The 20,585-nt window shown below is 49.4% G+C and carries 23 protein-coding genes and 1 tRNA gene; 14 read left to right on the top strand and 10 right to left on the bottom strand.

Translation table 11 applies throughout. The features are described 5' to 3' along the window. Positions 1 to 26: 26 nt before the first annotated feature. Together R3177_RS01950 and orn are read right to left on the bottom strand one after the other, a co-directional pair. Positions 27 to 102 (bottom strand) — tRNA-Gly (locus R3177_RS01950). A 66-nt stretch (positions 103 to 168) separates the two neighbouring features. Beyond that, entirely contained in the window at positions 169 to 720 is a 552-nt protein-coding gene (gene orn, locus R3177_RS01945; protein WP_318969357.1) for an oligoribonuclease, read from the bottom strand. A gap of 111 nt (positions 721 to 831) precedes the next feature. On the opposite strand from orn, the gene rsgA reads away from it, so the two are divergent. The 3 genes from rsgA to R3177_RS01930 are packed head-to-tail and all read left to right on the top strand — an operon-like array spanning position 832 to position 3,448. Then, positions 832 to 1,866, top strand: a complete 1,035-nt coding sequence (gene rsgA, locus R3177_RS01940; RefSeq protein WP_318969356.1) for a small ribosomal subunit biogenesis GTPase RsgA — start codon at positions 832 to 834, stop codon at positions 1,864 to 1,866. 20 nt (positions 1,867 to 1,886) lie between these two features. After that, positions 1,887 to 2,744 carry an archaetidylserine decarboxylase gene (asd, locus tag R3177_RS01935; protein WP_318969355.1) on the top strand — a complete coding sequence of 286 codons (858 nt, stop codon included), beginning with the start codon at positions 1,887 to 1,889 and terminating at the stop codon, positions 2,742 to 2,744. Continuing rightward, positions 2,744 to 3,448 carry a glycerophosphodiester phosphodiesterase gene (locus tag R3177_RS01930; protein WP_318969354.1) on the top strand — a complete coding sequence of 235 codons (705 nt, stop codon included), beginning with the start codon at positions 2,744 to 2,746 and terminating at the stop codon, positions 3,446 to 3,448. The genes asd and R3177_RS01930 overlap by 1 nt, the downstream gene beginning before the upstream one ends. On the opposite strand, the gene R3177_RS01925 is transcribed toward R3177_RS01930, so the two are convergent. Continuing rightward, positions 3,445 to 3,855 carry a MerC domain-containing protein gene (locus tag R3177_RS01925; RefSeq protein WP_318969353.1) on the bottom strand — a complete coding sequence of 137 codons (411 nt, stop codon included), beginning with the start codon at positions 3,853 to 3,855 and terminating at the stop codon, positions 3,445 to 3,447. The two genes, R3177_RS01930 and R3177_RS01925, sit on opposite strands and share 4 nt — an antisense overlap. A gap of 177 nt (positions 3,856 to 4,032) precedes the next feature. On the opposite strand from R3177_RS01925, the gene R3177_RS01920 reads away from it, so the two are divergent. Further along, entirely contained in the window at positions 4,033 to 4,341 is a 309-nt protein-coding gene (locus R3177_RS01920) for a prephenate dehydrogenase (RefSeq protein ID WP_318969352.1), read from the top strand. A gap of 47 nt (positions 4,342 to 4,388) precedes the next feature. Further along, entirely contained in the window at positions 4,389 to 4,727 is a 339-nt protein-coding gene (locus tag R3177_RS01915; RefSeq protein ID WP_318969351.1) for a hypothetical protein, read from the top strand. A gap of 8 nt (positions 4,728 to 4,735) precedes the next feature. Here R3177_RS01915 and R3177_RS01910 read toward each other — a convergent pair whose 3' ends face one another. The 4 genes from R3177_RS01910 to R3177_RS01895 all read right to left on the bottom strand — a co-directional run bounded on the left by R3177_RS01910 (position 4,736) and on the right by R3177_RS01895 (position 8,262). Beyond that, the gene (locus R3177_RS01910) at positions 4,736 to 5,284 is read right to left on the bottom strand and encodes a DUF3016 domain-containing protein (RefSeq protein WP_318969350.1); all 549 of its coding nucleotides are present in this window, start codon (positions 5,282 to 5,284) and stop codon (positions 4,736 to 4,738) included. A gap of 221 nt (positions 5,285 to 5,505) precedes the next feature. After that, the gene (locus R3177_RS01905; RefSeq protein WP_318969349.1) at positions 5,506 to 6,033 is read right to left on the bottom strand and encodes a DUF3016 domain-containing protein; all 528 of its coding nucleotides are present in this window, start codon (positions 6,031 to 6,033) and stop codon (positions 5,506 to 5,508) included. Between the two features lie 234 nt (positions 6,034 to 6,267). Next, positions 6,268 to 7,905, bottom strand: coding sequence for a chaperonin GroEL (groL, locus tag R3177_RS01900; protein WP_318969348.1), 1,638 nt, complete (start codon positions 7,903 to 7,905; stop codon positions 6,268 to 6,270). A gap of 66 nt (positions 7,906 to 7,971) precedes the next feature. Continuing rightward, on the bottom strand, positions 7,972 to 8,262 hold the full coding sequence (locus tag R3177_RS01895) for a co-chaperone GroES (protein WP_217671068.1): 291 nt from the start codon (positions 8,260 to 8,262) through the stop codon (positions 7,972 to 7,974). A gap of 403 nt (positions 8,263 to 8,665) precedes the next feature. Between R3177_RS01895 and R3177_RS01890 the strand changes: the two genes are divergently transcribed. The 8 genes from R3177_RS01890 (at position 8,666) to purH (ending at position 17,216) form a co-directional block, all read left to right on the top strand. Continuing rightward, positions 8,666 to 10,471 carry a protein-disulfide reductase DsbD gene (locus tag R3177_RS01890; protein ID WP_318969347.1) on the top strand — a complete coding sequence of 602 codons (1,806 nt, stop codon included), beginning with the start codon at positions 8,666 to 8,668 and terminating at the stop codon, positions 10,469 to 10,471. A gap of 270 nt (positions 10,472 to 10,741) precedes the next feature. Continuing rightward, entirely contained in the window at positions 10,742 to 11,194 is a 453-nt protein-coding gene (aroQ, locus tag R3177_RS01885) for a type II 3-dehydroquinate dehydratase (protein WP_318969346.1), read from the top strand. Positions 11,195 to 11,218: 24 nt separating this feature from the next. Continuing rightward, positions 11,219 to 11,677 (top strand): acetyl-CoA carboxylase biotin carboxyl carrier protein, encoded by a 459-nt coding sequence (gene accB, locus R3177_RS01880; RefSeq protein WP_318969345.1) that lies wholly within the window; start codon positions 11,219 to 11,221, stop codon positions 11,675 to 11,677. A gap of 16 nt (positions 11,678 to 11,693) precedes the next feature. Beyond that, complete coding sequence (gene accC, locus R3177_RS01875) at positions 11,694 to 13,037, top strand: acetyl-CoA carboxylase biotin carboxylase subunit (protein WP_318969344.1); 1,344 nt, start codon at positions 11,694 to 11,696, stop codon at positions 13,035 to 13,037. A gap of 101 nt (positions 13,038 to 13,138) precedes the next feature. After that, positions 13,139 to 14,023 carry a 50S ribosomal protein L11 methyltransferase gene (prmA, locus tag R3177_RS01870; protein WP_318969343.1) on the top strand — a complete coding sequence of 295 codons (885 nt, stop codon included), beginning with the start codon at positions 13,139 to 13,141 and terminating at the stop codon, positions 14,021 to 14,023. Between the two features lie 225 nt (positions 14,024 to 14,248). Further along, positions 14,249 to 15,223 carry a tRNA dihydrouridine synthase DusB gene (dusB, locus tag R3177_RS01865; RefSeq protein ID WP_318969378.1) on the top strand — a complete coding sequence of 325 codons (975 nt, stop codon included), beginning with the start codon at positions 14,249 to 14,251 and terminating at the stop codon, positions 15,221 to 15,223. A gap of 17 nt (positions 15,224 to 15,240) precedes the next feature. Continuing rightward, positions 15,241 to 15,531: a DNA-binding transcriptional regulator Fis gene (gene fis, locus R3177_RS01860; protein ID WP_019676480.1), complete on the top strand. Its 291-nt coding sequence runs from the start codon at positions 15,241 to 15,243 to the stop codon at positions 15,529 to 15,531. A gap of 98 nt (positions 15,532 to 15,629) precedes the next feature. After that, on the top strand, positions 15,630 to 17,216 hold the full coding sequence (purH, locus tag R3177_RS01855; protein WP_318969342.1) for a bifunctional phosphoribosylaminoimidazolecarboxamide formyltransferase/IMP cyclohydrolase: 1,587 nt from the start codon (positions 15,630 to 15,632) through the stop codon (positions 17,214 to 17,216). Positions 17,217 to 17,346: 130 nt separating this feature from the next. Here the strand turns inward: purH and R3177_RS01850 are convergent, their stop codons facing one another. Both R3177_RS01850 and R3177_RS01845 read right to left on the bottom strand, forming a co-directional pair. Beyond that, on the bottom strand, positions 17,347 to 17,841 hold the full coding sequence (locus R3177_RS01850) for a gamma-glutamylcyclotransferase family protein (RefSeq protein WP_318969341.1): 495 nt from the start codon (positions 17,839 to 17,841) through the stop codon (positions 17,347 to 17,349). Positions 17,842 to 17,874: 33 nt separating this feature from the next. Continuing rightward, positions 17,875 to 18,357 carry a SixA phosphatase family protein gene (locus tag R3177_RS01845; protein ID WP_318969340.1) on the bottom strand — a complete coding sequence of 161 codons (483 nt, stop codon included), beginning with the start codon at positions 18,355 to 18,357 and terminating at the stop codon, positions 17,875 to 17,877. Between the two features lie 240 nt (positions 18,358 to 18,597). On the opposite strand from R3177_RS01845, the gene R3177_RS01840 reads away from it, so the two are divergent. After that, a complete protein-coding gene (locus R3177_RS01840) occupies positions 18,598 to 20,265 on the top strand; it encodes a serine hydrolase domain-containing protein (protein WP_318969339.1) in 1,668 nt (555 codons plus the stop codon). Positions 20,266 to 20,326: 61 nt separating this feature from the next. Here the strand turns inward: R3177_RS01840 and R3177_RS01835 are convergent. Next, the coding region (locus R3177_RS01835; protein ID WP_318969338.1) for a tRNA-binding protein at positions 20,327 to 20,585 on the bottom strand (259 nt) is incomplete at its 5' end.

Below are 20,585 nucleotides of genomic sequence, written 5' to 3'. Positions count from 1 at the left end.
CTTAAAAGCGGCTTTTTGTTTGAATTTGGAGCGAGTAACGAGGTTCGAACTCGTGACCTCGACCTTGGCAAGGTCGCGCTCTACCAGCTGAGCTATACTCGCATCGGTCAACGCTGTTGCGTTGTGATGGCGCGCATTTTACAAAATCAGCGCGCTTATGCAAGTACTTTATGCCGGTAATTTGAAAAAATTTTGGCGATAGGTTACTAATTCAGCAATCGACTCTCTAATATCGTCCAGCGCCAGATGAACACCGGTTTTCTGTACTTTCTTCAGCACAGCCGGGTGCCAGCGCCTGGCCAGCTCTTTTACCGTGCTGACGTCCAGATTCCGGTAATGAAAATAGCGTTCAAGTTCCGGCGCATACTCGGCCAAAAAACGCCGGTCCTGGCCAATACTGTTACCACACATGGGCGATTTCCCTTTCGGTACATACTGACTTAAAAATTCAATAGTCTGCTTCTCTGCTTCAGCCAGGCTTATCTTGCTGGCCAGACAGCGGGCGGTCAGGCCACTTTTGCCATGTTGCTCAACACACCATGGGTCCATATTATCCAGGATCTGGGCCGACGTACTGATAGCAAAGACCGGCCCCTCTGCCAGAATATTCAGCTCACTGTCAGTAATAATCGTGGCCATCTCTAAAATAACATCGGTTTTGGGCTCCAGTCCGGTCATTTCCAGGTCGAGCCAGATTAAATTGTTGTCGTTTGTTGTCATATTCTCCCCTCAGAAGCGTGCTGCTTTGTTCAAATACAGAATACAGGTATGATACACGCCTTAAGCTTAACACTGATAGCGCCTGTATGCGCAAAACGGTATAACCAGCACGTGACCAAAAAAAAACATCTGACCAAACGCCAAACCGATCGAATTGCCCAAAATGAGCAAAAGCGGCTGCGGGGTAATAAAAAAGCCAAAGCTGAACAATGGGATGACGATGTCCTGCTAAGTGCAGAGCCCGGACTGGTGCTCAGCCGTTTTGGCCAGCATGCTGATATTGAAGATGCTAACGGCGAGGTGGTGCGCTGTAATATGCGCCGCACTATCAGTTCGGTGGTTACCGGTGATCGCGTTGTCTGGCGCCGTGCCCGGCAAAGCACCGGCAGTATAGACGGCGTTATCGAAGCGGTGGAAGATCGCAAATCCGTATTGTTGCGGCCCGATTTTTATGATGGTTTAAAGCCGGTGGCAGCCAATATCGATTTAATGATTATTGTTTCTGCCATCTTGCCTGCGCTGTCATTAAATATTATCGATCGCTACCTGGTCGCCGCCGAAATGACCCATATTACGCCGCTGCTGGTTATCAACAAGGTTGATTTACTGACCGAACAGCAGCATCAAGAGCTTAACGAGCAACTTAGCCTGTATCGTAAAATTGGCTATGATTATCTGTTAGTCAGCGCCAAATCAGGCCAGGGCATGGCTGAGCTGCTGGAGCAGATACACAGTGGTACCAGTATTTTTGTTGGTCAGTCAGGGGTTGGTAAATCATCACTGATGAACAACCTGATGCCGGGCCTTACCGCCGCAACCCGGGAGGTCTCAGAAAATTCCGGCTTAGGCCAGCACACCACGACAGTATCCCGCCTGTATCATCTGCCTGAGGGCGGCGATTTAATCGACTCACCGGGTATTCGTGAATTTGCCTTATGGCACCTGAGTGGACAGGAAGTGACAGAAGGCTTTATTGAGTTTCAGCCCTGGCTTGGTCGCTGCAAATTCCGTGACTGCAAGCATGTCAATGATCCGGGTTGTGCTATCCAGCATGCCGTGCAGCAAGGCGAGATCAGCAGCGAGCGCTACGACAGCTATATAAAAATCCTGGCCAGTATGGCGCAGGACAAACCGAATTATTTTTAAGTAAAAGGTTAATACCCCAGATGGATAAAGCAAAAATTACCCTGCAATACCTGATGCCCAAGCATCTTATCTCGCGCCTGGCAGGCAGAATCGCGGCCGCAGAGCTTGGCTGGTTCAGTCATTTTCTGATAAAGCGTTTTATCAAGGCATATAAGATTGACATGAGTGAAGCTCAGTGGGAGCGCGCTGAAGATTATGCCAGCTTTAATGCGTTTTTTACCCGGCCACTGAAAGACGGTATCCGGCCACTGGCCAGTGAGCCGGATATTGTCGCCCATCCGGTCGATGGCGCTATCAGTCAGTTAGGCCCGATTGTTGATGGTAAACTGGTGCAGGCAAAAGACCATAACTATTCATTACAGAATCTGCTTGGCGGCCTGGAGCAAACTGCAGCGCCCTTTGCCGGCGGTAGCTTTGCCACGATTTACCTGGCACCGAAAGATTATCACCGTATTCATATGCCGGTAACTGGCACGCTACGCGAGATGATCTATATCCCCGGCGAATTATTTTCAGTCAATCCGTTAACCGCCGAATGCGTCAAAGATTTATTTGCGCTTAATGAGCGGGTGGTCACGATATTCGACACCGAGTTCGGGCCGATGGCGCTGGTATTGGTTGGTGCCACTATTGTAGCCAGTATTGAGACTGTCTGGGCAGGGACTATTACCCCGCCTACCGGCAAAAACATTTTCCGCTGGACTTACCCGGCGAAGGGCAATACCGCAGTTAAACTGGAAAAAGGCGCTGAAATGGGCCGCTTTAAACTGGGTTCAACCGTGGTATTAGCGTTTCCGGCAGGCAAAGTGGCGTTTCTGGACGATCAGCAGCCCGGCACCGTCACCCGGATGGGTGCACCATTTGCTGAAATTAAATAATGGAAATTATCGCCCATCGCGGGGCCAGTGGCGACTACCCCGAGAACACCCTGCTGGCGATTGAGCAAGCCTTAATGCAGGGTGCGGATGCCATAGAAATAGACGTTTTTGCTGTTCAGGGTGAGCTTATCGTGATCCATGATCACCATTTAGCGCGCACCACCAATGGCTCTGGCAGTATTTATCAATATAGCCTGGCTGAGCTGATGCAACTGGATGCCGGCCGCGGCCAGCGTATCCCGACATTGTGGCAGGTGCTGGAGCTTATTCGGGATAAATGCTGGTTGAACATCGAATTAAAAGGTGAAAATACCGTCGCGCCACTATTAGCACTGCTTGATAAAGCCGAACAGCAACGGGGCTTTGATCTGCAAAGCCTGGTTATCTCTTCTTTTAACCATCACCTGCTCGCCGCCATTAAACAACAACGGCCACAATTAAAGCTGGGCGCGCTTACTGCGTCTTTGCCGCTGGACTACGCTGCCTTTGCCAGCGCCCTGCAAGCTTATAGTGTGCATTGTGATGTCAGCTTTGTTAGTAAGGCTTTCGTTGAGGATGCTAAAGCCCGAGATTTGAAAGTATTCGTCTATACGGTAGATCAGCCTGACGATATCAGGCGTTTAACAGAGTATGGGGTAGATGGTATTTTCAGTAATTTCCCGGCCAGAAGCCGGACGTTGGCACAGCAAAAACCCGCTGATTAAGCGGGTTCGTCGGCGTGATGTTCAGTCTCGCAACTGTCACACTGGCTGCATAAGCGCATATTCATCACATGAGCCAGTACGACCAGTGAAGCACCCACAACTAATACAGCATGCTCATATTCATGGCCCCAGACATCTCGTTGCCAGTAGATAAACACACCTAAAAACAATGAGTAAAATGGGTATAGTTTACGATGGTAGCGATGAAAACCGATAAACAACGCGACAAAACCAAGCACCATGGTAAATAGCAGCATGACGCGCTCAAACGCATGGTTATGGTTAACCGTTAAGCCAAGCAGTGGCAATACCGGTAACAATACCGGTAGCATAATACAATGGATCGCACATAACGATGTCACCGTAATACCCACTTTATCAAATAACACTCTGGCTCTGGCTAACACGATTTAAACCCGCAATGCTGAATTAACTAAAAAGATATAATATAACAAATCAAATTGCAAATAAACGTCCTGGCTGAAATTTAGTTGTCAGAACCTGACAACCGCTGCTATCTGTGCTGCTGACCACCGATACCGACTGTGGCATAATGACCGCCTGTTATATTTTATGGGCCTGTTATGGACGCCTTACTCTCCCAACTTGATGAAAATCTGAAAGAGCTTTATCGCAAAGCTTTGGACGCCGATGCCTTACTTGACCAATTACAACAGCAGGGCCAGGCGAAACACCAGAGTATTTTTCCTGCCTCCAGCGATTTCACTGTTAGCAGCAATCGCTTTATGCCCTATCTGAGCGAAGCCGCGGAACAGGTCGCAGCTATCAGGCAAAGCCAGCAGTTTAATACCGCGACCCTTGCCCGGGTTGTTAAACAACTTCAACAATTACACAAAACCCTGGCGGAGTTTCGCCTGGCCGTTACCAAATAATCGCTGCTCAAGCTTGCTGGTAATATGACAGCAAGCAGCTATGCTTAATGGTGGTTAATTTCACCGGTCAGGATAGTGAGCAGGTTATGCTAGTCAATACTGTTACCGTCAACCCTGTAAGTACCAACAACGCGGATAATCCCGGTAGTGAGCAGGTCAGACTCAGCTCGTCAATATTGGCTGATGGCAAAGCCCGGCAGCAGAATAGCAGTGTATTGGCTATCAGTAGCTTAGCAGACACCACGGTAACAGCGGCCGGCCAGACAACTGAGCGAAACGCAGAAAGTGTCAGGGTTAGCAGTAGCATTGGCCGGGTGGCAAGCGCCGGCCAGTTAACCCGGGAGCAAGCGTTGGAAATCTACCGCAACATTGCCCGTTTTTTATAATCGCCACGTTACTCCTGCTGTTGACTTATTTTCGCTGGCAACGCGGCATGCCGGGTAATGGCAGGCTGTAACTCGTTGTTAAACCAGTCTTGCAATAGCTGCCGCTCAAACGCAAATTCAGGAGTATGATTACGGGGCTTTAACCGGCTCAGAAACCCTATATCTCGCAGCCGTTCTTCGCCGCTGGCAACCGCTTCGCCGTACTGATCCCGTAGCTGATGATTAAAGCGGATAGCCGGAGCATGGATCTCTTTAATAACCCGGATAGCCTGGCCGGTATCAGTCACAAAATGCTCAACTTGACCTGCCAGATCAATATCAGTAATAGTGACCTGCCAGTGATACCCTTCAGGTAACTGCTGTGCCAGCTCCTGAAAAAACGTCCCGAAATTTCGCTTGATACGTTCCTGAAAACGGCTGCGGGAGTCATTAGCAGCCCGAATATCGGTAAACTTATCGATGTCCTGCCAGTTGAGATCAAGCTTAACTGCTTGCGAATTGCTAAATACCGGTGCTGACACCGCCAGGGCAAATATCGTTAACATAAATATTTTCATCACTACCTCTCTGTCATTCGCTGTACCCGGCAAGTCGCCAGAGTGACTTGCTACAGGCCCTGCAATCAATACTTCCGGCTACTACTATAGAGCACCTGAGCCTGACGACGCCGGTAAAAATTGTATAAATAGTCAGGTAATAATGTATAAATATGTATAAAAAAGCCCCGGCCATCGGCAGGGGCTTTCTTGTTACACTGCTCAGGCAGCGGGTCTTCTGATTATTTCACCCGGGCATAATCACTGACTTTGGGTTCAAGTTCCTTTTTAAACCAGTCTTCCAGCATTTGCTCTTCATACCGGAAAGCGTCGTCATCGTTTGTTGGGCGCAGGGAATGCATAAATCCCATATCACGTAACTTGGTTTCTTTACTGACGACGACCTCACCCTGCTTATCGGTCAGGACGTGAGTAAAAGTGATCGCCGGCGAATGAATGTCCTCCACGACACGCAATGGATTACCTGCCCCAGCGACAAAATAGTCCACGTGACCGGCCAGATCAATATCAGTAATAGTGGCTTGCCAGCTGTAGCCTTCAGGCAATTGACTGGCTAATTGCTGGAATATGTCTTCGAACTCGCGTTTCACTCTGTCATGAAACTGGCTTTGAGTAGAGTTAGTAGCACGGACATCAGTAAACTTTTCCATGTCGTGCCATTTCAGTTCTAACTCAGCCCCTGAACCGGTGTCACTCATTACCGGGGCGGCCAGGGCCAATGAAATTAATGCTATCGGAAATGTCTTCATATTCACCTCCTGAGGTTAATGTTCATCTATACGACTGCTGAACTGTGGTCAGCTGTACTTCATAGAGAGCCTGATGCGTGTTCAGACCCCAGTTACCACGTTAAGTTCAGTGTATTGCTTTATCATTAAGCTTAGCAGGCTCAGCTGACAGAGCAAACGACGCGATCAAACCGTTACTAAGCGAAAAAAAAAGCTCCCGTTGTTTGCGGGAGCTTTATCGTAACAGGGGGCAGATTACATCATGCCGCCCATGCCACCCATGCCGCCCATATCAGGCATTGCCGGGGCATCGTCTTTTGGCAGTTCAGTGATCATCGCTTCGGTGGTGATCATCAGTGAACCTACAGATGCTGCAAATTGCAACGCTGAGCGGGTTACTTTGGTCGGATCCAGAATACCCATCTCCAGCATGTCACCGTATACATCGGTAGCCGCATTGTAACCGTAGTTACCAGAGCCTTCTTTCACCTTGTTTACTACCACTGATGGCTCCTCACCGGCATTGGCCACGATTTGACGCAGCGGTGCTTCCATCGCGCGCAGCGCAATTTTAATACCATGAGTCTGGTCTTCGTTAGCGCCGGACAGGCTGGTCAGCTTGGCTGCAACGCGCACCAGGGCTACACCGCCGCCAGGCACCACGCCTTCTTCCACTGCCGCACGGGTTGCATGCAGTGCATCTTCCACCCGGGCTTTTTTCTCTTTCATTTCCATCTCAGTGGTCGCGCCTACCTTGATGACAGCAACACCGCCGGCCAGTTTTGCCAGACGCTCCTGCAGTTTTTCTTTATCGTAGTCTGAGGTTGCTTCTTCGATTTGCTGGCGAATTTGCTTAACCCGACCATCAATGCCATCCTGATCACCAGCACCGTCGATAATAGTGGTGTTGTCTTTGGTGATCACCACACGCTTGGCGGTACCTAAATCCTCCAGGGTGGCTTTTTCCAGTTCCATACCAATTTCTTCAGAAATGACGGTACCACCGGTCAGCGTTGCGATATCCTGCAGCATCGCCTTGCGACGATCACCAAAGCCTGGCGCTTTGACTGCTGACACTTTAACAATGCCACGCATGTTATTGACAACCAACGTTGCCAGGGCCTCGCCCTCCAAGTCTTCTGCAATGATTAACAGCGGCTTACCGGCTTTTGCTACGCCTTCTAATACCGGCAGCAATTCGCGGATATTAGAAATTTTCTTATCAACGGTCAGAATAAACGGGTTGTCCAGTTCTACCTGGCCGGCTTCCTGATTATTAATAAAGTACGGAGACAGGTAACCACGGTCAAACTGCATACCCTCGACCACGTCCAGCTCGTTCGCTAAGCCCTGGCCTTCTTCAACAGTAATAACGCCTTCTTTGCCGACTTTATCCATCGCATCAGCAATAATTTTACCGATCTCTTCATCAGAGTTAGCAGAAATAGTGCCTACCTGAGCAATCGCTTTAGAATCAGCGCATGGCTGAGATAAGGTTTTCAGCTCTTCTACCGCAGCGATAACGGCTTTGTCGATACCCCGCTTTAAATCCATCGGGTTCATACCGGCCGCAACCGCTTTTACACCTTCGTTGATAATGTTCTGAGCCAGAACGGTAGCAGTCGTAGTACCATCACCGGCTTCGTCATTGGCTTTAGACGCAACTTCCTTCACCATTTGTGCGCCCATATTCTCAAACTTATCTTCCAGTTCAATTTCTTTGGCTACCGACACACCATCTTTAGTGATAAGTGGTGAACCAAAAGATTTGTCCAGAATGACATTACGGCCTTTCGGACCCAGAGTTACCCGAACCGCGTTTGCCAGAATATTTACGCCTTTGAGCATTTTATTGCGAGCTTCGTCGCCAAAACGTACGTCTTTTGCAGCCATTTTTTTAATTCCTTAATTCAGTGTTAAGTTAAACGATGCGTTAAAGTGCAGCTTGAACAGCGCAGCTTAATCGAGGATCACACCTAAAATGTTGTCTTCTTTGGTGATCACAAACTCCTGCCCGTCTACTTTCTCAGTGCGCTCTACGTAAGCACCAAATAAAACTTTGTCGCCAACTTTGACATCTAAAGGCTTTACATCACCGTTATCCAGAATGCGACCATTGCCAACCGCAACGACTTCGCCCCGGCTGGATTTTTCGGCAGAAGCACCAGTTAGGACGATGCCACCCGCTGACTTGCTTTCTGCTTCTAAGCGTTTGATGATGACACGATCATGTAATGGACGAATATTCATGCTCTAATCTCCTAAAGCGTTTTTTTGTGTTTTAACATGGGTGTTAAAATGTGTGTTCGGTATATGGGGCAGTAGCAAAAAAAATCCAAGGGGCAAATCTAAAAAATTCTTATTGCTAAGGTGAATCGGTCAAACTGCTGACGCTATGGTCAGGCAGTATGTAACAAGTACTGAAATAAAAATCAGCCACAACTGGTCTGGTGTTGGCTACATCCCGGGTTTTGCACACGAAAGCGCTAACAAAAAAAGACCAACTGGCATCAGTTAACGTATAGTAGCCGGTTAACAGCAGCGAGTGACAAAGACCAGAGTAGCCAACAAGCATGTCGCGGATTTTCAGTACCGATGACAGATGCCGGCCGTAAAGTCTGCGCCCAGTCACTAAATTCAGAAGGTTTAATTGATGTATAAGTTGTTTTTACTGCCATTTTTACTGTGGTTTTCATTACTGGGGCTTACTGTCAGCGCCTTGCCTTTGCAGGCTCAGCAAAATTCAGTATTGGATAGCCTGCTGCAAAAAGACGATAACTTCTTGCCAGCGGATCAGGCTTTTGTGATGGATTTCAGGCAGCAGGATGATGAGTTAGTCGTAAACTGGACCATAGCTGACGGCTATTATATTTATCGCGATAAATTCAAATACGGCGGGGTTGGCGTAAGCTTTTCTCATCCAACCTATCCACCCAGCATGCAGATAGAAGACGAATTTTTCGGGGTCACCGAGGTTTACTTCCATCAATTGACGCTGCGTATTCCTTTGTCTGATATCAGCGAGGATGCCTTTTTGCGGATCCAGTATATGGGCTGCGCCGAGGCTGGCTTCTGTTATCCGCCGATAACCAAAGAGATCCCGCTGTCAGTTCCCGGCAATTCAGCGGCAACCGACCAACCAGCAATAAAAGGACAAACGACAACCAATACTCCGGTGTCCAGCCAGTTCAATCTGGCAGAGCGGCTGAGCAGCGGCTCAGTCTGGTTAAATATGGGGATATTTTTTCTGTTAGGCCTTGGCCTGGCATTTACCCCTTGTGTGTTTCCGATGTATCCGATTTTAAGCAGTATTATTGTCGGCCAGGGAGAAAAACTCAGTTTGCGCAGGGCGTTCGGTTTATCATTCAGTTATGTGCAGGGCATGGCTATTATGTATTCCGCGCTGGGGCTGGTGGTCGCGAGCTTAGGTGTTAAGTTTCAGGCCTGGATGCAGCACCCCGCGGTCCTTATCGTCGCAGCGGTTATTTTTGTTTTGCTGGCACTGGCCATGTTTGGTGGTTTTAATTTTCAGCTGCCAGCGAGCTGGCAGGCGAAAGTCAGGGAAGTCAGTAATAAGCAGCAGGGCGGCAGTTTAAAAGGTGCTTTTATCATGGGTGCGTTGTCTGGCCTGATTGCCTCACCCTGCACCACCGCGCCTCTGTCGGCAGCCTTATTGTATGTGGCACAAAGCGGCGATTTGCTGCTCGGTGCGGTTACTTTATATATTCTTAGCCTGGGTATGGGCATACCGCTTATTTTACTCGGTACCTCTGGTGGCAAACTGTTGCCCAAAGCGGGTCCCTGGATGAATAACGTTAAAACCGCCTTTGGCTTTGTATTGCTGGTGGTACCGATAATTCTACTTGAGCGTATTCTGCCGTTTTGGCAGGTTGCGCTGCTGGCCTCATTGCTTAGTCTGTTAATATGCGGCTACCTGTTTAAACTGCTTTTTGAGCTGAAAAGCAGCACGGCAAAAGCAACGATGTTGCTATCAGGCCTGTTGTTACTTTTATCTACCGTAATGTTTAACTGGCATTATTTTGGTCCTGCTCAGAGCTCAACAATAATCACAACAGCCACTGACGACCAGGCCGGCCAGTTTATTGAGGTCGCAGATTTAGCCGGCCTGGAGCAGCAATTAGCAAAGGCGCAGGCAGCGGGTCAGTATACGCTGGTTGATCTCTATGCTGAGTGGTGCGTTGCCTGCAAAGAGTTTGAGCAATTTACCTTTCCTGCCGCAGAGGTACAGGCTCACACCAGTAACATGCGGCTGATAAAAATTGATGTGACAAAAATGACCCGCTCAGATGAAAAACTGCTTAACCATTATCAGGTACTGGGCTTACCCACGCTGTTATTTTTCAGTCCTGAGGGCGAAGAGCTGACAAAAGCCCGGGTTACCGGTTTTATGGCAGCTAGCCCTTTTGCAGCACATCTGGCAGCGATAACCGGCGGCTGAATACAGCGATAAACCAGCAACCGGGCAGCGGCAGGCGGACAGCCTGCCGTTTTTTTGCTGTCAATTTCCCCCTTCACCCATCATTAATTTAACCACCCTGGCTGATAAGACCAGTATTTTGCTGCCATTTGTCACGATTTCACTATAATAAGGCGCTAATCTGGTAATAAAGGACGCAACAATGTTCTGAATTAAGCGAACAGGTGCAATTTGACACACGCTTTCGTAAGATAAAGCTTATTCGAAACATTTAGCGGAAATACAGTACAAATGGCGGCAAAATACCGAATTTTAGTTTTAAATGGTCCGAACCTGAACATGTTGGGTGTACGTGAGCCCACCGTGTATGGCACCGCCAGCCTGAATGATATTATCAGCGAACTGCAAAGTCATGCTGCCAGCATGGATGTCAGCCTGCAACATGTTCAGTCAAACGCTGAACACGAACTGATAGCGGCTGTGCAGCAAAGTCTTGGCCAGCAGGATTTTATTATCATTAATCCGGGCGCCTTTACTCATACCAGCATAGCCCTGCGCGATGCGTTGCTGGCGGTAGCGCTACCTTTTATTGAAATTCATTTATCCAACGTGCATGCCCGGGAAGCGTTCCGGCGACATTCTTATTTAGCTGATATCGCCCGGGGGGTTATCTGCGGCTTTGGCGCCAAAGGTTATTTCTACGCGCTTGACGCAGCGGTAACAGCATTACAAACAACCAAATAAATTAACTAACATCAGGCGACAGACATGGATATTAGAAAAATTAAAAAATTAATCGAACTGCTGGAAGAGTCTGGCATTTCTGAACTCGAAATTACCGAAGGTGAAGAGTCAGTGCGGATTAGCCGCAACAGCCCGGTCCAGCACTATGCTCCAATGCAACCGATGCAGTATGCTCAGCCGCAGATGCAGGCGCCTGCTCAGGCACCCGCGCCAGCTGTTGCCACTGAGCCAGCTAAGCCAGCTGCCAGCGGTCAGATGATTAAGTCGCCAATGGTCGGCTCATTTTACCGGGCAGCCTCCCCGACTTCTAAGCCTTTTGTTGAAGTTGGTCAGAGCGTCAAAGTGGGTGACACCCTATGCATTGTGGAAGCCATGAAAATGATGAACCAAATCCAGTCTGACAAAGCAGGCGTGGTAAAAGAAATTCTGGTTGAAAACGGCGATCCGGTCGAATTTGATCAGCCGTTATTTATTCTCGAATAACCGAAAAGGCTGACCGATGCTAGAAAAAGTACTCATTGCCAACCGGGGCGAAATTGCGCTGCGTATTTTACGCGCCTGCAAAGAACTCGGTATTAAAACAGTCGCAGTGCACTCCACTGTCGACCGTAACCTGAAACATGTGCTGCTGGCAGACGAGACCATTTGTATTGGCCCGGCTCCATCACCACAAAGCTATCTGAATATTCCCGCGCTGATTGCCGCGGCAGAGGTAACCAACGCCCAGGCCATTCACCCCGGTTACGGCTTTTTAGCCGAACGGGCTGATTTTGCCCAACAGGTAGAGGAAAGCGGCCTGGTTTTTATCGGTCCACACCCCGACTCTATCCGTTTGATGGGCGATAAAGTATCAGCAATAGAGGCGATGAAAAAAGCCGGTGTACCCTGCGTACCGGGCTCTGACGGGGCAGTAGGGGACGATGCTGATACCAATAAAAGTATTGCAAAACGGATTGGCTACCCAATTATCGTCAAAGCTGCCGGTGGCGGCGGTGGCCGCGGTATGCGCGTGGTTCGCAATGAAGACGAGCTGGTCAGTTCAATTGAAATGACCAAAGCTGAAGCTAAGGCTGCTTTTGGTAATGACATGGTGTACATGGAGAAATTCCTGGAGAACCCGCGTCACATCGAAATTCAGGTGTTAGCGGATGGCCAGGGTAACGCTATTCATTTAGCCGAACGCGACTGCTCCATGCAGCGGCGGCACCAAAAAGTAGTGGAAGAGGCACCGGCACCAGGCATTACCCCGGAGTTGCGGGCGTTTATCGGCGGTCGTTGTGTCGATGCCTGCAAGGTGATGAACTATCGCGGCGCCGGTACTTTTGAGTTCCTGTTTGAAAACGGTGAGTTTTTCTTTATTGAAATGAATACCCGGATCCAGGTAGAACACCCGGTTACCGAGATGATTTCCGGCGTTGACCTGATTAAAGAACAGCTGCGGGTGGCTTCAGGTATGCCACTGACCCTGAAGCAGGAAGATATTGTTGTTCGCGGACATGCGGTAGAGTGTCGGATCAATGCTGAAGATCCGGTTACCTTTATGCCGTCGCCAGGTAAGATCACCCGCTTTCATCCGGCTGGGGGTAATGGGGTACGCTGGGACTCACATATTTATGCCGATTACACCGTACCACCTAACTATGATTCGATGGTTGGCAAATTAATCACCTACGGTGAGAGCCGCGATATTGCTATCGCCCGGATGCGAAATGCCCTGGACGAGCTGCTGGTGGAAGGTATTAAAACCAATATTGCGCTGCATAAAGATATTATGCGTGATACTGAGTTCTGCAAAGGTGGCACCAATATTCATTACCTGGAAAAAAAGCTGGGAATGAAGTAACACCATCAACAGTTTGCAGTAGCATTAAGCTGAGAATAAAGGCCGCATTTGCGGCCTTTTTGCTATAATGCGGCCAAATTGCAGCAGGAGAGCTTTCCACCATGCCCTGGATCCAACTACGTGTTACCACTACTGAAGATAAAGCCGAACAGGTCAGCGATATGTTGCAGGGCTGGGGCGCCCAGGCGGTCAGCTTTGTTGATGCCGAAGATACACCAATTTATGAACCGATGCCCGGCGAGGTTATTTACTGGACTAACACCGTGGTTGTCGGTCTGTTTGATGCTGAACACCCGATGGAGCCGGTGATCAGAAAATTGCAGCAAGTGGCATTTTTTAAAGACAAGCTGCAGTACAAGCTGGAACAACTGGAAGATAAAGACTGGGAACGCGAGTGGATGGATAACTTTCATCCGATTAAATTTGGGCAGCGGTTATGGGTTTGCCCCAGCTGGCGTGATATACCGGACCCGAGTGCTGTTAACGTGATGCTGGACCCGGGCCTGGCTTTTGGCACCGGCACCCACCCTACTACAGCGCTATGTATGCAATGGCTTGACGAGCACATTAAGCCGGAACAGACAGTCGTCGACTTTGGCTGCGGTTCCGGCATTTTAGGTATAGCGGCCCTGAAACTTGGTGCAAAACGGGTGGTTGGCATCGATATCGACCCGCAAGCGATAGAAGCCAGTGCTGCGAATGCAAAGCGCAACAATGTCAGTGGCCAGATAGAGCTGTATCTGCCCAAAGATCAACCGCGGCTTCAGGCCGATGTGGTGGTGGCCAATATTCTGGCCGGCCCGCTGGCGCAGCTCAGTAACATTATCAGTGGTTATGTCAAAAGCGGCGGTTTGCTGGCGCTATCGGGAATTTTACAAAGCCAGGCCCAGAATGTCATCGACGCATACAGCGATGAATTCAGCTTTGATCCCATTGCCGAGCAGGACGAATGGGTGCGGTTAAGTGCCCGCAAACATCACGGCTAAACCATAGTGCAACTGGTGGCAAAATAAACAGCCTTACAATTATCTTTTTCTAAAGACCATTGTTTACGGCTTGGTAGCAGCCTGAAAACACGCCTTTTCAGCCTTTTAGGGAATGTCAATCCCTGAAAGGCCAAATTAATTACAATTTTGTTTAAATAATAACCTTTGCTTTGTTGCCAAAAATCCGTAAACTTAGCGCCCCTTGGGGATAGAGCCTTGGATTACATGGTGCGCATAGGTCCTTATCAGTTAGCGAACAAGGTGGTTTGTGCTCCGATGGCAGGAGTAACAGATCATACTTTTCGTGAGCTTTGCCGGCGGTTTGGCGCGGCTTTAGCTGTATCTGAGATGCTGTCAAGCAATCCGCAGGTCTGGCAGAGCGAAAAGTCACAAAACCGGATGGGACATCGCCAGGAATCCGGGATCCGCTCGGTACAAATTGCCGGCAGTGATCCGGCACAAATGGCTGCAGCAGCACAATACAACGTTGAGATTGGTGCCGATATTATCGATATCAATATGGGGTGCCCGGCCAAAAAAGTGAATAAAAAACTGGCAGGCTCGGCATTATTGCAATATCCGCAGCTGGTCGAGCAGATTATTCAGGCCGTGGTACAGGCAGTAAAAGTACCGGTGACATTAAAAATCCGTACCGGCTGGGACACCGACAACCGTAACGGTGTACAGATTGCCCGGATCGCGGAAGACAATGGCATCCAGGCGCTGGCCGTACATGGCAGAACAAAAGCCTGCATGTATAAAGGTGAAGCCGAGTACGACACCATTAAAGCGATTAAACAGGCAATCTCATTGCCGGTTATTGCCAATGGTGACATTACCACGCCGGAAAAAGCACAGTTTGTGCTTGAGTACACTGGTGCCGACGCCATTATGATAGGCCGGGCGGCACAGGGTCGCCCCTGGATATTCCGGGAAGTGGCTCATTACCTGGCAACAGGTAGAAAACTGGCTGCACCGGCAATTGCCGAAGTGCAGCAAATCATGCTGGAGCATGTGCAGGGCTTGCATCAGTTATACGGTGAGCATTTAGGGCCTCGAATTGCCCGTAAGCACGTTGGCTGGTATTTGGCTGAGCATGATGCCCAGGGTGTGTTTCGCAGCGAATTCAATGCTATTGAGCAGGCTGAGCGCCAGTTCGATGCATTAAATGACTATTTTCATAAACTAGCAGCAACCTAACGCAAAAGAGATAAGCAATGTTTAATTCGAACGTTACTTCGCCATTTATTACTAATGCCCATGTTCAAACTCAGGAAAAGCCACAGGCGTTAAGCAACGCGGTACAAAAAGCCGTGGCTAACTATCTGCAACAGTTAAACGGTCAGGACGTAAATGACCTGTATGAGCTGGTACTGTCAGAATTAGAGCGGCCGTTACTTGAAGAGGTAATGAAATACACCCGCGGTAACCAAACCCGGGCAGCCAACCTGATGGGTATTAACCGCGGTACGCTGCGTAAGAAGCTGAAACAATACGGCATGAGTTAATGCCGACGCGGGGCTGACGCCCCGCCACTAAGCACCTTCGGGTGCTTTTTTATTGGTAAGTTAAAATTCATTACTGCAAGCGACAAGAGAATTTAAGCATGACAACACTACGCCCTATTCGCCGTGCACTGTTAAGTGTATCTGACAAAACCGGTATCGTTGAATTTGCCCGTGCTCTGGCAGAGCGGCAAGTTGATATTCTGTCAACCGGCGGCACCGCTAAATTGCTGGCCGACAATGGCATCAAGGTGACTGAGGTTTCAGACTACACTGGCCATCCGGAGATTATGGACGGCCGGGTAAAGACCCTGCATCCGAAAATTCACGGTGGTATTCTGGCGAGGCGTGGTGTGGATGAAAACGTCATGGCTGACAATAGCATTGGCCCGATTGATTTAGTGGTGGTAAATCTGTACCCGTTTGCCAGTACGGTGGCCAAACCCGGCTGTTCGCTGGACGATGCGATTGAAAATATTGATATTGGCGGTCCCACTATGGTGCGGGCGGCGGCAAAAAACCATAAAGACGTCACCATTGTGGTTAATGCCCGCGATTACAACTTAGTGCTCGCTGAAATGAACAACAACAACGGTGCCACCACGCATGCCACCCGCTTCAGCCTGGCGATCAGTGCTTTTGAACACACTGCGCAGTATGATGGCATGATAGCTAACTATTTTGGTGCCATGCTGCCAGCCTATGATAATCCAGCGGAGCCGGTCAGCAAATTCCCGCGTACCTTCAACAGCCAGTTCGTTAAAAAGCAAGACTTACGCTACGGCGAAAACAGCCATCAGAGTGCGGCCTTTTATGTACAACCAGACGCGACTGAAGCGTCGGTTTCTACTGCTAAGCAGTTGCAGGGCAAAGCGTTGTCTTACAACAACATTGCGGATACCGACGCAGCGCTGGAATGTGTTAAAGAGTTTGCTGAGCCGGCCTGCGTTATTGTAAAACATGCCAACCCCTGTGGTGTGGCCATTGGTGATTCTATTCTGGCCGCTTATAATCGCGCCTATCAGACTGACCCAACCTCGGCTTTTGGCGGCATTATTGCGTTTAATCGCGAACTGGACGAAACCACGGCCAGGGAAATTGTCAGCCGCCAGTTTGTCGAAGTGATTATTGCCCCCGCAGCAACGGATGCCGCTGTTGCAATCGTGGGCACTAAGCCTAATGTCCGGTTACTCGTATGCGGCGAGTTCAGCCAGGCCGCTAACGCACTTGATATGAAACAGGTTAACGGCGGCATGCTGCTGCAGGACCGTGATCAGGCCAAAGTTAACGCAGACGATTTAAAAGTTGTCACCAAGCGCCAGCCTACCGGGCAGGAATTAAAAGACTTACTGTTCTGTTGGAAAGTGGCCAAGTTTGTTAAATCAAATGCTATTGTTTATGTCAAAGACAGCATGACCATCGGCGTGGGCGCAGGCCAGATGAGCCGGGTATACAGCGCAAAAATCGCCGGTATCAAGGCGGCTGATGAAAACCTGGAAGTTAAAGGTTCTGTTATGGCATCTGATGCGTTCTTCCCGTTCCGCGATGGTATCGACGCAGCAGCCGCTGCTGGCATTACTGCAGTCATCCAGCCCGGTGGCTCGATGCGCGATGCTGAAGTAATTGCCGCCGCTGACGAGCACGGTATGGCCATGGTGTTTACTGGTATTCGCCATTTTAGACATTAGAAGCTAAACACTAAAAGCAGGCGCCACTCAGCACCTGTTTTGATTTTGATAAAGGCCGCGTTGCGGCCTTTTTTGTTTTGTTTTTGTCTGCACTTATTACTTCAGCTTTTTGCTTCAGCTTTCTTGCCAATTATGTTTTCGTATTTCTCTGATTAACGACGTCACCTGCACCAGACGCGGGCTCGCCGTCGGAAATACCGTTCGGCATCGCTGACCTGTCCTGCAAAAAATCGCCAGACAAAATCTGCTGCAGGCCATCAATAGGATGGTTATAGATATAGACCCAGGCGCTAATTATTTCGCCGTTTTCAAGGGTAATTTGTTGTTGCAGTCGCAGATATTCGGCAGGGCTGGCAAAGCCGGGGCCGCACGCTTCATATTGGTCTAGTTCAGCCAACAATAACGCTGGCAGCTTTAGCTGATACACCTCACCGGTTACCTGCCAGTCAGGGTTATCAGTCGAGACTGCGCCGGGGTAATAATTAACCCGATACAACCTGGCCTGCAAATAGCCCTGGCCAAGCAGGCTGGCATGCTGGTGCAGTAACTGAAAGCAGCGTTGACCAGCGGTTCGGCGCGGCGCTTTACTTCGAAGTGTACCGTAGACAAATAAGTACTCTGGCATTCGCAATCACCGGTGGCAAAGAAAATGGCAATTCTACATAAATTTGGCCGGAACTGACCACTCCAGCTGAAAGCTGTCGTTAATTTCGCAATATGCCAGGCAGGTTAATGACGCTTTTCTGATTTTCAGCGCCGGCTGATGGCTACCCAGCAATAAACTCAGCAAAGCCGAAATATCCGGCTCATGCCCCACCAGCATGCAGTATTGCGGCAGTGCGGGTAATTGTTGCTGTAACTGCGATAATGCATTTTGGCTGTCTGTGGCCAAAGCCAGCCAATCCTGCTCTTGGGCTGGCGCCAAATCTGCTTCTTTACAGACAATTGCTGCGGTCTGAATCGCCCTCGGATAAGGACTGGTTAGTACCAGCTCCGGCGCAATAACATGCCGCTGCATAAAGTGTGCAACCCGCCGGGCTTGCAAGCGCCCTTTTTCAATCAGGCAGCGGTCGATATCCAGCTGATTGGGCCGGATAACTTCTGCAGTGGCATGGCGAAGAAAATATAAGTATTTATTCATAGCAGTCGCAGTTATAACATGCCGTTAAGGCATATTTATGACAACTGTTTGCGGTGAAACACGCTAATTATCTGGCTTAAATACATATTTTTTAGCGCAATCTTTAGGGTTAGCATTGTCATTAAAACTCAAGTTATTGATTTTTATGATTTTACAGGGTGGCTTTATTTTTGCTGTTCATTGCTGTGAGCGTTAACGCCGCCACTGAGCAACAGTTAATAATAAAGATAAGGAGCAACTATGTTAAAACAAGTATGGCTGGCTACAGCGTTGTGCTGCGTCAGCAGCGTAGTGATCGCCGCTCAGCCGCTTCCCGATGCGCAGACAGTAAGTCGTTATGCCGATCAGCTAATGCAGCAACAACCGATAGATAACACCAGCCCCGGCGTTGCGGTGCTGGTGGCACGGGGTGATGAGTTACTGTTTAAAAAGGCGTATGGCCAGGCGAATATTGAACTTGGTGTGCCATTAAGCCCGGAGCACAAATTCCGGATAGGCTCAGTGACCAAACAGTTCGCTGCTGCTGCGCTGTTAACACTTATTGATGAAGGCAAGGCTTCATTAACCGATCCATTAATTAAATACCTGCCTGATTACCCAGAGGGGCAAGCTATTACACTGTTGCAATTACTTAACCATACCTCTGGCGTTAAAAGCTATACCGGCATTCCGGGCTATATGCATAACCAAATCCGGCGGGAGTTAACCACCGCAGAACTGATAGACGAGTTTAAGAATTTACCGGTCGATTTTGCACCCGGCACTGATTTTAAATACAACAACTCCGGTTATGTGTTACTTGGCGCGGTTATTGAAGCTATCAGTGGTAAGAGCTGGCATCAGTATATTAATGATGCGTTGCTTAAACCCAATAAGCTGACGACGGTTGTCTATCCTGCCGAGCAAACCATTATTTCAGGCATGGCCAGCGGCTATAGTCTGCGCCCCGGCCAGAATGTGCAGCACGCGGCAATACTCAGTATGACCCAACCACACGCCGCCGGCGCCCTGGTAGCCGATCTGGACGCGTTATGGCAGTGGAATAAACTGTTACATCGTGGCAAAATCCTTAAACAGGCGACTTACCAGCAAATGATTACCCCTGTCGCAGAGGCTGCGCAAGATGACCGCGATTACGGTTTTGGCATCAGCCGCGGTCAGCTTCGCGGCATGCCAGAGCTGCAGCATGGCGGTGGCATTAATGGTTTTGTTTCTTTGTTAATGTATCTTCCTCAGCAGGAATTGACTGTCGCAATGCTGCGTAACAGTGATGGGCCGGGCCCGGATCTTAGTTACTTAAGCCGTAAAATCGCAGCCTTTGCCAGCGGCAACCCGTATCCGGAATTTAAACCAGTGAATTTAACTGAAGCGCAGTTAAATGAAGTCAGCGGGGTATACAGTAAAGGTGATGACACCCGCACCCTGGAGGTTCGCGATGGCACGTTGCTCTCTACCCGCTCTGGTAGCAGGCCTTTTGAATTAACAGCTCAGGGTAATGACAGTTTTGGCTTTACGGATAGTGTAACCCGGCTGGTGATCCAACGGGATAAAAATGGCCAGCCCACCGCTCTTAAGATGTTTTATGATGGCGATGGCGAAAGCGAAACCTGGCTGCGTACCGGAGATGTTACTGCAAAGGCAGATATTGCGTTAACGCAGCAGCAGCAGCAGGCTCTGGTTGGTGATTACGCTTCAGAGCAATTGCAGTTGAGCATATTTCAGAATGACCAGAATGGTTTAATGGTGCAGGTAGCAGGTCAGCCAGCCCTGCCATTAAAAGCCGCCAGTGAACGCAGCCTGTATCTTACCGTAGTAGATGCCAGACTGGAATTTGCACCTGCAGCCGGGCCGGCAGCAGAGCTTACTCTGATCCAAGGCCCGGGCCGTTTTGTGCTGACCCGACAGTAATATCATCTGTTAAGCGCCAGGCCATAGCCTGGCGTTTTTTTCGTTGCAGCAGATGCTGGCGTTAACCCAGCTTTGTGCCATTCGGTACCGGGCTGTCGACCCCTACCAGCACAATGGCGCCGTCTTCGCGGGCAAAGCCGGTGACCAGGCACTCAGACTGGATGGGGCCGATTTGCTTAGGCGGAAAGTTAACTACTGCCATTACCTGCCTGCCCAGTAACTGCTCCTTGCTGTACAAGGTGGTAATTTGAGCACTGGACTTCTTAACACCAATGTCGCTGCCAAAATCCACTTGTAGTTTATAGGCAGGTTTGCGGGCC

Source organism: Arsukibacterium sp. (assembly GCF_033722355.1).
Lineage (GTDB): Bacteria > Pseudomonadota > Gammaproteobacteria > Enterobacterales > Alteromonadaceae > Alishewanella.
This window is presented reverse-complemented; position numbering and strand designations above follow the sequence as displayed.